Genomic DNA, 1,167 nt, shown 5'->3' on the forward strand with positions numbered 1-1,167 from the left:
GGTGAGCGGAACAACACAAAATACAGAGGGTTTTTGCTTTTTCTGCAAAAAACTGGATTTTGTGTTGTGTGGATTTATTCGGTGTAATGATACCTAGTTCCCTTTAATTCTCCTGTTTTTAGTATTAAACCTTCATTCACAAGGTAAAAAAGGTCTTTTTTTAATGTATTTCGAGAGTGATTTGTAAACGCTTTTTCAAGATCACTTATGCTAACTTTTTTGATTTCTTTAATGAACTCTAATACTTCTTTTTGCCTTTCATTGAGTTCTTTTTCAAGCTTTTTATACGTCTCATATTTCTTTTCTAATCGTTGTATTAATGTTACCATACAATCTAAAAAGAATACTATCCATTTATCAATCTTTTCATTCTCATTATATCTGTTCTTTTGTCCATCCATTAAAGTTCTGTAATATTCTTCTTTCCGTTCTTCAATGATGTGTTCAAAAGAAATATACTGAGTAAACTCATAACCTTGTTTCATTAAGATTAATGTCGTTAAAAGCCTTGACAATCGACCATTTCCATCTTGATAGGGATGTATTGACAAAAATTCGTAGATAAAGGTTGCTGTTACCATTACTGGATGCATATCTAGGGTTTCAAAACGCTTATTTAACCACAGTAATAAGTCCTCCATTTCTTTAGCTGTTAAATGTGGTTCTGTTGTTCTAAAAATGGTTCGTTGAGTTCCGTCTGGATAATTTGCTACAACTTGATTAGATAGGTTTTTATATTTCCCTTTGTGAGTTTGGTCTTTATCGCTGTGTTTTAACAAAATACTATGCAACTGATGTAAATAACGTTCTGTAATTGGTAAGTCTTTATAATTATCTAGAATGATTTGTAGAGCATCATAATAACCAACAACTTCTTGCTGTTCTCTTGTGGTCAGTTTTGTAATTTTTACTGACTTTAATAGTTTTTCTACTTCATTATCTGTTAATGTAGCACCTTCTATTCTTGTAGAAGAACCGATACTTTCTATAGTTGCTATTTTGCGTAGCTCTTTTAAATGTTTACTGTACCTTAAGTCAATGATTTCCCAATTTCCTTTAAAATTATCAATGATACTTAACTGTTTCATTATTTTTCCATAAACAGTACTTGTAAACTCTAATTTTTTAGACATATCCATAATGTATCCATATTTATCCAAAAATACT

1 protein-coding gene is annotated in these 1,167 nt (G+C 30.2%); it reads right to left on the reverse strand.

Annotated features, from left to right (window positions below; translation table 11 throughout):
• Nucleotides 1–74: 74 nt before the first annotated feature.
• The coding region (locus F0000_RS27405) for a Fic family protein (RefSeq protein WP_223148960.1) at nucleotides 75–1,167 on the reverse strand (1,093 nt) is incomplete at its 5' end.

The sequence above is a fragment of the Aquimarina sp. RZ0 genome, assembly GCF_008370685.1.
GTDB lineage: Bacteria > Bacteroidota > Bacteroidia > Flavobacteriales > Flavobacteriaceae > Aquimarina.